General features: G+C 50.2%; 8 protein-coding genes. 3 read left to right on the forward strand and 5 right to left on the reverse strand.

Features of this window, described 5'->3' with window-relative positions; all coding sequences use genetic code 11:
• Positions 1-202 (forward strand): hypothetical protein (locus tag RIC29_14365; GenBank protein ID MEQ8736106.1); only part of this gene is annotated, 202 nt, incomplete at its 5' end.
• 1,176 nt (positions 203-1,378) lie between these two features.
• Here the strand turns inward: RIC29_14365 and RIC29_14370 are convergent.
• From RIC29_14370 to RIC29_14390, 5 genes are all read right to left on the reverse strand, one after another.
• Positions 1,379-4,522: a CusA/CzcA family heavy metal efflux RND transporter gene (locus RIC29_14370; GenBank protein MEQ8736107.1), complete on the reverse strand. Its 3,144-nt coding sequence runs from the start codon at positions 4,520-4,522 to the stop codon at positions 1,379-1,381.
• A 16-nt stretch (positions 4,523-4,538) separates the two neighbouring features.
• A complete protein-coding gene (locus RIC29_14375) occupies positions 4,539-5,921 on the reverse strand; it encodes an efflux RND transporter periplasmic adaptor subunit (GenBank protein MEQ8736108.1) in 1,383 nt (460 codons plus the stop codon).
• 27 nt (positions 5,922-5,948) lie between these two features.
• Entirely contained in the window at positions 5,949-7,262 is a 1,314-nt protein-coding gene (locus RIC29_14380) for a TolC family protein (GenBank protein ID MEQ8736109.1), read from the reverse strand.
• 91 nt (positions 7,263-7,353) lie between these two features.
• Positions 7,354-7,722, reverse strand: a complete 369-nt coding sequence (locus RIC29_14385) for a hypothetical protein (protein ID MEQ8736110.1) — start codon at positions 7,720-7,722, stop codon at positions 7,354-7,356.
• A 170-nt stretch (positions 7,723-7,892) separates the two neighbouring features.
• Positions 7,893-8,513, reverse strand: coding sequence for a cation transporter (locus tag RIC29_14390; protein ID MEQ8736111.1), 621 nt, complete (start codon positions 8,511-8,513; stop codon positions 7,893-7,895).
• A 112-nt stretch (positions 8,514-8,625) separates the two neighbouring features.
• Here RIC29_14390 and RIC29_14395 point away from each other — a divergent pair, with 112 nt between their 5' ends.
• Entirely contained in the window at positions 8,626-9,054 is a 429-nt protein-coding gene (locus RIC29_14395; protein MEQ8736112.1) for a helix-turn-helix domain-containing protein, read from the forward strand.
• A 163-nt stretch (positions 9,055-9,217) separates the two neighbouring features.
• Positions 9,218-9,651, forward strand: a 434-nt coding sequence (locus RIC29_14400) for a cation diffusion facilitator family transporter (GenBank protein MEQ8736113.1), incomplete at its 3' end; no start/stop codon positions are given.

Genomic DNA, 9,651 nt, shown 5'->3' on the forward strand with positions numbered 1-9,651 from the left:
TATTCTCTGCTGCAAGACGTTTTTGAGTCTTACCCAGAGCCAAGATTGCCAGCAAGAAAAACGTCACGAATTGGATCATCTCAAGCTGGTTACAGATGATCCGAACCTATTTCAAGCGGATGAGGTTTTCGGGAAGGACAGCTTACACCAGAACGCAGTCTGCTGCGTATTGACCTGCATGGGGAACTCGCCGGCATCCTAAGCATCTGTTCTGGAAAGCAAAAAACCGCCAATCAACCGATTGGCGGCTTAAAGCAAGTAAAGATGGTTGCGGGAGGGCGCTACCAGCGTTGTCTACACCTGGATGAGGTGTGGTTAAAAAGCGCTACTACTTAAGCATAATCAAATCTTACGCGACAAGCGCATATGGTAATTCATTGCCAACGACACAAATCATACCCGCATGATTGGTCGCGATGGAGGCTTAAATCTTCAGTCCTTCAATTGATGCCGTTTCCATCTGGCACCACCTCCTACATACTAATATTATCCGATCGTATTGATGACATAAACCAGCACATTATCAAAAGCGCTCCGATATCGTCGACGATCAGTCTTATATCAGTCAGGGTGGCTATTACACCTACCGCAAACGCGATTCCTGACGGGGTTAGGAGTGTCTTTAGGAGTCCAGCACGAGATCTGAAATACCTGGTACTGCAAATTTTATTCTCCAATAAATAGGCGGCTATGCCATTCACTAAGGATATTGATGCCGCAGTAATTAGAAGCAGGTCGATCTCTATATGTGAAGGCTGAAATAGCCGTATGAAAAGAAGTCCCAAAATCCAGAGCTGAAAAATAATAGCCGCAACCAAAAGAAGATGCGACGAGGCCCGAACAAATTTCAAGATGTGCGTCGGACTAAACCGGCCTTGAGACCGTATTCCTTGGGCAAACACGCTGACCACAATGAAGTGAAGCTGAATTCCCAACGCCATCGCGAGCGCAACGAGGGTTAATGAATCAGCAGTTATTGCGGAGATAAGGGCACCTATAGCCGCAACCATGATCAACAGAATCGGGAGGCCGACCCTGATGAAATGACCGGGGCCGAACAGGTTTGACCACGCATACGATTTGGCGAGCATAGTATTTTCTTATCCCACCGCTTGGCATGGGGTTGTTCCAGGTAAACACGGGGGTGGACGTATCGAAGCTTTTTAAGCGAGGGGTTAAACCTCCCTCTCATGTATGACTATAGGCAGACTAGCGATTGGGGATGGGCTCACAGCCGTTAAGGGGGATGAGGCAGCCGTAAGAGAAAGGTTGGGAAGGACCTTTCTTACCAAGGCAGCGGAAAGGGGATCGCTGAAAAGGAGAACACTTTCGTTTTCCTTGCACCGAAATACCTGTGCCCTAGCACCCATATTCTTTTTTACTCCGCAAGCAAGGGACTGTCCGTCCCAGTCAGCTCAGTTTCAATTTCTTCTTTGCGCGGCATAAACCACGGATACAATGACGGTATAACAAGCAATGTCAGCGCGGTTGAAGTAAACAACCCTCCCATGACGACTGTGGCTAACGGTCTTTGGACTTCGCTCCCTGTTCCACTTGCAATGAGCAAGGGTAACAGACCAAGGGCGGTTGTTACTGCCGTCATCAGAACGGGACGTAGACGCAAGCGTGCACCCATTAAGCAGGCATCCCTGACCGGGTGTCCCTCTCTAACAAGTTCATTAATGTAGGTAATAAGAACCATCGCGTTTCCTAAGGCGATACCAAAGAGCGCGATAAAACCTACCGATGACGGCACCGATAGATTCTGTCCAGAAATCCATAGCGCAAATATGCCACCGACCAGTGCAAGCGGGATATTGAGGAGGATAAGAATTGAATTGCCTAACGAACCAAAGTTAATGAAGAGAACGAAAGCGATTGCTGCCAGCGTAATCGGAATGACAATGGCAAACCGGGCATTCGCCTCTTGTTGTAGCCTGAACTGCCCACCCCACGAAGTGAGATAGCCGGGCGGTAACTCAACATTTGCGTCGATGGCGGCCTGGCCCAGTTTAACAAAAGTACCAATGTCCAATCCGACGACATTCGCTTGTACGGTCACAAAGCGCTGCGTGTTCTCTCTTGTAATCTGGCGTGGCCCCACAATCTCTCTAATGTCCGCAAGCTGTGAAAGTGGCACGCGTGCACCAGTTGGGGTTTTTACTAGGATTTGACCAATTTTCTCTGGCGAATCTCTAAACTCTTCAGAAAAGCGGACGAGAATTCCGAATCTTCGAATTCCTTCGAACACTTGTCCCGCCTCAGCTCCACCCACAGCAGCACTGATGACATTCTGAACATCTTCAATATTCAACCCATACCGGGCTACAGCCTCCCGGTCTGGGCTAATCAGTAACTGAGGCGTTCCACTGACTTGGTCTACTTGGACATCTGCCGCTCCTTCAACCTGCCGCAGCACTCCTGCTATTTCGTTGGCCTTTTCTTCCAGGAGATCAAGGTCGTCCCCAAAGAGTTTGACGGCCAACTCGGCTCGCACACCTTCCAGAAGCTCATCGACGGTCATTTCTACGGGTTGTGTCAGATTGGCAACTATGCCTGGCATGACGCCGAGTTCATCTCGGATAATGTCCTCGATAAACTCCTGATCACCAGACTCACGCCATTCGTCTTCGGGCTTTAGAATTACATAAATTTCGGCAGCGTTTATCGGGTCTGCATGGGCCCCAACCTCGCCCCGGCCGATACGCGTAACAACCTCTTTGACTTCGGGAATCGCCAGAAGCCGCCGTTCGACAATCATGGTCGTTCGCTTACTTTCGTTAAGAGAGATGGATGGCGCCATTGTAAGGCGCACAACAATCGTTCCCTCTTTGAGTTCAGGCGTGAATTCCGAACCGAGAAAGGGGAAAATGACCAAACCCAACGCCACTAAACCACCTGCAAGCCACACGGATACTTTGCGATTGGATACAAAATACTCGAGCAGGATTGAGTACCGGGAGAGAATCTTACGGATGATGAAAGGCTCACTTGTTTCACCTTCTTCGCCCGCCGCAGGCACTTTCTGTTTTAAGAGCAGGTCGCTGAAAACGGGTGCAAGAAACAGTGAGAATATCAGTGACCCAGTGAGAGCCAGGGTGATGGAATAGGCCAAAGGACCAAACGTTTTACCCTCAACGCCTTCCAACGCAAACAACGGGAGAAACACAATAATGATGATCGCTATGGCAAATAGAATTGGCCTTGCCACTTCGCGGCAGGCTTTTTCAATAATTTGGCGCTTAGTCATACCAGGATGAGGTTCGCGCAACAGACGGTCGGCGTTTTCGACCATGACAATTGTGCCATCAACCAGAATACCAATGGCAATTGCCAGCCCCCCAAACGACATCAGGTTTGCCGAAAGGCCGAAGTAGCCCATGGCAATGATTGCAAATAGAATTGAGAACGGTATTGCGAGTGCAACCACGGCGCTTGGCCTGGCTCCACCCATGAAGGCGAAGAGAACGATGGCCACGAGTGCGATGCCTTGAAGCAGCGCATTTGTTACCGTGGTGACTGCTGAGTCTACGATGTCTTTCTGCTGGTAATAGGGAACGAGCTCTAGACCATCGGGGATAATTTCATTGATTTCCTCAATCTTAGCCTCAACGCGTTCAATCACCGAAGAGGCGTTAGTGCCGTAAAGCTTGACGACCATTCCGGCGATGACTTCCCCTTCACCGTTGCGAGTCTGTAGTCCCCGTCTAATCGCACCGCCAATCTGCACATCCGCGACCTGATCTAGATACACCGGACGCCCTTCTTCTGACTTCACAACGATGCGTCCTAAGTCCTCGATATTGGTCGCTAAGCCAACTGAGCGGACCACTAACTCCTCGCTTCCTTTCTCCAAAAACTGGGCCCCGACATTGCGATTGTTCGCTTCGATGCGCTCGATGATCTCGTCCAGAGTAACATCGTAGCGAAGCAAAGCGTCAGGACGTACGACAACGTGAAACTGTTTTTCAAATCCTCCAATTCCCAGCACTTCAGTTACACCGGGCACGGTTTGTAAATTGAATTTCACGATCCAATCGTGAATCGTGCGTAGCTCTTCAAGCGAATACGTGCCGGTTGTGTCATTGAGGTAGTAGAAAAGTATAAGGCCCATGCCGGTTGAAATTGGCCCCATACCCGGCGTTCCAAAACCATCCGGAATCTGCTCACGGGCTTCTTGTAGCCTCTCGTTGACAAGTTGGCGGTTGAAGTAAATGTCGGTCCCGTCGTCGAAGTAAATATTGACAACGGAAAGCCCGAAATTAGAGACGCTTCGTATCTGCTTCACGCCTGGCAAACCCGTCATAGCGGCTTCAACCGGATAGGTTACATATTTTTCGATCTCTTCAGGGGCCAAGCCATCTGTCTCTGTAAAGACTTGAACCAGGTTTGGAGATACGTCAGGAAATGCGTCCACCGGCAGTTGGCCATATGACCATATGCCACCAAGAAACACAGCTACTGCAAGCACACCAACGAGGAGTGGATTGTGAATCGATCTCGATACAAGATTTTCGATCATAATGAATGTCTACCTACTAGTGGGCGTGGCCAGCATGTTCGAGCCCGGAGCGACCCAATTCAGCTTTGAGAGCGAAGGCATTCTGGGCAACAAAAGTTTGGCCAGCCTTCAAGCCTGAAACGATCTCAACGTGTCTGTCATCCTGTCGTCCGAGTTGCACTACGACAGTCTCAAAAACATCCCCGTCTTGCACAAAGACTATTGTTTCATTGTCTATCGTTTGTACGGCATCACGCGGTATGACGACGCCAGCCCTGATGCTGTTAACCGCGATAACGGCATCTACAAACGTTCCAGGTGGCCATTGACCATCGGTATTGTCGAGCACGACCCGAGCGGTCGCCGTCCGAGTAGACGGATCAACCACGGGGCTCACGTATTCGATAACCCCTTCTGTCTGCGCATTCCCGTACCGGCTTGTCACGGTCACATTCTGCCCCCGACGAACGAGTGACAGCTGGGCTTCATACACAGTTAGGTCAACCCATACAGTGCTGAGATCGGCAACGATAAATGCCCGCGAGTCAGGATCTATGAACTCGCCTCGTGCTATGTTCCGCTCTATAACTTCTCCGTCGAGTGGGGCCTTGAGCTCAAAATGGGTCAGTTGATGTCCATTTCCGCTGGATATGTTCGACAGGTCATTAGGTGAAACATCGAGTGCAAAAAGCTTTTGTTCGGACGCTTTCAGCACAATTTCAGATTCACGAAATACATTTCGCACCTCAAGGTATTCCTGCTCAGAGGTAATCTTTTGATCCCAGAGACTTTGAAAACGTTCAAAATTCGTGTTGGACAAAGCGGCGCGCTCCTTAGCTGCAACATAATCGGCCTTGGCATCAGCGAGCTCACGGCTCTCAAGTTCGGCTAACGCCTGTCCCTCCTGAACTCGATCACCAAGGTTGACCAGCACCTTCTGTACATTGCCGCTTACTTTCGGAACGATATGGGCCGCCAGATTGTCATTTAGAACGACCTCGCCACTCAGGCGAACGGTCGCCCGGAGCACGTCACCATTTGCAGTGCCGGTTTCAATACCGAATTCTTTCATATCAGCAGGTGACACCCGGAGTGCGCCTTCTTCTTCATGATCATCGTGATCATCGTGATCATCGTGATCATCGTGATCATCGTGATCATCTTCCGCGTGTTCATCATGGTCATCTTCCGCATGATCGTCATGATCGTCGTCGTGGTCGTGGTCGTCTTCTGCATGGTCGTCATGATCGTCGTGATCAGGTTCCTGCAACATAGCAAACACAAACTCGTCCCTACTCAATTGTGGTTCATACTGAGTTGAGGGCACCATAGTCTCGGTGTCTCCAGCTGCAATTGCCATGGACGAAAACGCAATCAATGAAGCTGTCGCTAGAAGCACGGCCTTGCTCTTGATACGCATTGCTTTTTCCTTTCTGTAGGACATGTCTTATTCCCCCTGCCGGGCAACGAAACGCTCAAGTTCAGCACGGTTAAGGTGATAGGATTCAAGGGTGTCTAGATATTGCTCGCGGACGTCGAGCAAGGTCCGCTGGGCCTGGACCAAATCAAGAAAGCTGAGGCGTCCAGCTTGATAGCTAGTCAGAATCGTTTCATACGCTTCAGCAGCGGCGGGCAAAATTCCGTCCCGCAAAGTCTGAGCATTCTGAAAGGCTGATGCCATGCGGGTATAACTCTCGTTGAGCTTTACCTGCAAACTCAACAAAGCTTGCTGACGTTGATTGGCGGTTAGCTGACGCCTGGCTTGCGATGCCATTACGTTGCCTTGATTTCTATCGAACAGGGGTAGAGGAACTGAGACGCCAAATCGCACGGCTTTTCCGTCATCGACTTCGAACCGAGACCCTCCCAAGGAAACTGTCACATCAGGAATACGTTGGGATTTCTCAAGTGCAATGGTGGCGTCACTACGACTGACCTCTTTATCCCACCGCACGAGATCAGGGCTTTCGGCAAGCCTATCCGCATATACAGCCAGGGGACCGGGCGCTACGAACTGATCCATATTATAAATAGCGGCTTGTCTTAGCGGAGCGCTTGACCCCCAGGTTGCCGCTAAGTTTTGCCGGGAAACGCTCAGCTCTCTTTCTGCTTCAGAAAATCCAATTTCCGCACTTGAGAGTTCGAGATTTGCTCTGGTTTGTTCTGTCGGTGAGACCTGCCCTGCATCAATCCGGTTTTTAACTGAACTTGCTAGCTCACGGGCGAGTTCGAGTGTGTCTCTTGCAACTTCAAGACGCTCTTGTGCAGCGACGACACTGATAAAGGTCTGCGTCGTAACCAATATGACATCCAGCCGTGATCGCTGATAATCCAACTCAGCTATGTCTTTACCGTATGACGCAACGCGAACCCGTTTGCTGCGCTTGCCCCCCAACTCAAAAAGTTGACTAAACTCGACGTTGATTTGAGCTTCACGGAAACCCCGCCGAGCCCCAATGCCGCCAAATTCCTCGACTTCTGAAGACAGTTCCGGGTTGGGCAAAAGCCCAGCCTGAATGAGTTCACCCTCCTGTACGTCAACGGTTCTTTGCGCACTGTTGAGACCGGGATTGGACTCCAAAGCATAGCTAACCGCTTGGCTTAAGGTTAGTGCCTCAGCTGTCGGGCTTTGCGCGTTGTCCGCTTGGGCCAGCTGAGGTGAAATTGGCCAATTAGCATGAGATTGGCGCTGACCATCCGCCACTGCTGGTAAAGCAAACAGCAGTGAAGATGCGAACGTAACAACGAATGAAAGATGCATAAAAACCGACCACTAAACTAAGTTACAAACCCAAACAGGACGCGATACGAGGACGCGCTATTGCGTCCACGGTAAAATCTGCTGAGATGTCTTAGGTTAGGAGGACGGTGGTGGGTTTAATCTGAGTCGCGTAGTCGGACTCATTGTCAAAATTCGATTGAACCTGAAAGGCTTCAAAGGAAACTTCAGATGTGGGTCTCGGCTCCCAAATTACTGCTATGACCGGGGCGTCCGGGCGTTTGTCATTCAGGACCTTAGCAGCTGCAACGGTGCTGTTGTCTTCAATCACACTGTCAGAACAGTCGTCAACCAAACAGCTTAGCACTTCTTTGGTGTCCGAATCTGACATCAGGTCAGTGATGTCATGACTGAGTTCGATATGCGAATTGCCGTCCTGGTGAACACAAAGGACGTAAACATCTATGGCAAAAGAAGACAGCAAAGCATAGAACGCAGCCATTGAGACTACGGTCGCTTTCCTAAAACTATACCTGCGCAAAGATGCAAACACTGCTCAAACCTCTGTTTGACAAGAGTTAGAAACTAATTGGAATACAGTCAGTTTGTCCAGATTTTCTTCTCGATGGGCACCTATAGCCCAGTTTGCCTGGGGTTTTGGCCTAGGGCTTTTCATGCCCGGATGCCCTGAAGTTCCATTCGCGCTTGGCGGATAATCTGAACCGACGAGTTGAGAAACAGACTGGCCATGACGCCAGCAACCAGCAGATCGGGCCATGCTGTGCCGCTCGCAAACACGCCCCAAGCCGCAATAATGACAGCGACATTACCGATGGCGTCATTGCGACTACACAACCATACTGATCGCACGTTTGCATCGCCATCTCTATACTTCAGAAGAAGACCGACACTGATGAGATTCGCAGTCAATGCGAGCACACCAACAATGCCCATCACTTCTGCGGTCGGCGTCTTCAATACAAACACGCTATAGACCGTAGAGCCAATTACCCACACACCCATAGCTCCAAGGCTTAAGCCTTTGAACAACGCTGCCTTAGTCCGCCAAATCAAGGGCTGACCAATCACAAAAAGACTTAAGGCATAAGTTACTGTGTCGCCCAAGAAGTCCAAGGCATCTGCTTTAAGAGCCTGCGAGGACGCACCGAAACCAGCGACCATTTCGATACAGAACATTGTGCCATTGATGGCAATGACAGCCCACAAAGCCTTGCGGTAACCATCCGAAAGGCCATCGAACTTGATGTCATCGCCACAGCCGCAGCTGCTCATGTCTATTTTCTCTTTCCGTCTTAAATTAGCCGTTGAACAGCGTGATTGTTCATCTCATCTGACAACTATAATCTCTCTAGTAACTATAGGTTCAAGAAGAAAGAATTAGCATATGACAGCGCTTTCAATCGGCCAGCTTTCCGCCAGTTGCAACGTCAAAGTGCCGACAATCCGGTACTATGAGCAAATCGGTTTGCTGCCTCAACCACCGCGCACACACAGCAATCAACGGCGCTACACAGAACAACACCGGCAGCGTCTCGCCTTCATTCGGCACAGCAGGGAGCTCGGGTTTGCGCTGGACTCAATACGCGAACTCCTCAAAATGTCTGATCACCCGGATCAATCTTGTAAAACTGTAGATTCCATCGCCCGACGAAACTTGGATCAAGTGAAACATCGTATCCGTCGGCTCAATGCCTTAAAGCGTGAGTTATCACGTATGATTGAGGGCTGTGCTGGCGGCCAAGTTGGCGACTGCAAAATTATTGAGATGCTTGCAGATACATCACATGAAAAGTATCTTGGTAACAAGCATTAGGGCTCACATCTTCATTAGTTGCATCGTAAAACGACCGCACACAGGCGATAACAATCAGCTAGGCTTTTTCCCACCGGGTTGGACCACCTCAGTCTAGTAGTCAGCACTATGTGTGCGTTGCAAGACGCTCTGAACACCCAGAACCCTAAGAAGGTCCTGTATTATGGCCCATGACCATGGAATAGACCCTGAACAAGGCGACAAGCGCGTCGGCGTTGCTATTGTCGCGAATCTAATCTTAACCGCCGCTCAAGTAATTGGTGGGGTTTTAGCGGGCAGTCTGGCGCTGATTGCTGACGCGTTACACAACTTCTCCGACGTTGCTTCTTTAGTGATCGCCTTCGGCGCACGCAAGATCGCCCGTCGACCGGCCGACGGGCGCATGACGTTTGGATATGGCAGGGTCGAGATCGTAGCTGCTCTAATTAACTACACAACGTTGATCGTGATCGGCTTCTACCTGATATACGAAGGTGGTATGCGTTTCCTCGACCCGCCTGAGGTAAAGGGCTGGCTCGTCGTCATCTTAGGCAGTGTCGCCCTTGCAGTTGATGCCCTGACAGCGCTGCTTACTTGGTCGATGCAAAAAGGCAGCGT

The organism is Rhodospirillaceae bacterium (genome assembly GCA_040219235.1).
Lineage (GTDB): Bacteria > Pseudomonadota > Alphaproteobacteria > Rhodospirillales > Rhodospirillaceae > WLXB01.